Consider the following 522-nt stretch of genomic DNA (forward strand, 5'->3'; position numbering starts at 1 on the left):
CTGACCGACAACATAGGCGTGCCGCTGGAGACGACCACCGCCGTGTTCGCCGTCCTTCTCGCCGTCGCGTTCGTCGTCTGGTACCGGCGCGAGCGCACCCTCTCCATCCACAGCATCGACACCACCAGCCGCGAGGCGTACTACTGGCTCGCCGTACTGTTCACCTTCGCCCTCGGAACAGCGGGCGGTGACCTGGTCTCCGAGCGCATGGACCTGGGCTACCGGCTCGCGGCGGTCCTGTTCGCACTGGCCATCGCCGCCGTGGCGATCGCGCACTTCGCGCTCGGCCTGGACGCGGTGTGGAGCTTCTGGATCGCCTACATCCTCACCCGCCCGCTCGGCGCCTCGATCGGCGACTACCTGTCCCAGCCGACCGGCGACGGCGGCCTCGGGTTCGGCACCGTCGTCACCAGCGGGATCTTCCTGGCCGTCATCCTCGGCCTGGTGGTGTACCTCGCCGTGACCCGCAAGGACGTCGCGGACCCCGCGCGGGCGACGGGGCAGGCCGGCTAGGCGGCCGGG

The 522-nt window shown here is 70.9% G+C and carries 1 protein-coding gene; it reads left to right on the forward strand.

What is annotated here, in order from left to right; all coding sequences use genetic code 11:
- A partial coding sequence (locus CCN33_RS29775) for a COG4705 family protein (protein ID WP_483027265.1) occupies positions 1–513 on the forward strand: 513 nt, incomplete at its 5' end.
- Between the last annotated feature and the right edge of the window lie 9 nt (positions 514–522).

Source organism: Streptomyces recifensis (assembly GCF_002154615.1).
In the GTDB taxonomy this organism is placed as follows: Bacteria; Actinomycetota; Actinomycetes; order Streptomycetales; family Streptomycetaceae; genus Streptomyces; species Streptomyces griseoluteus.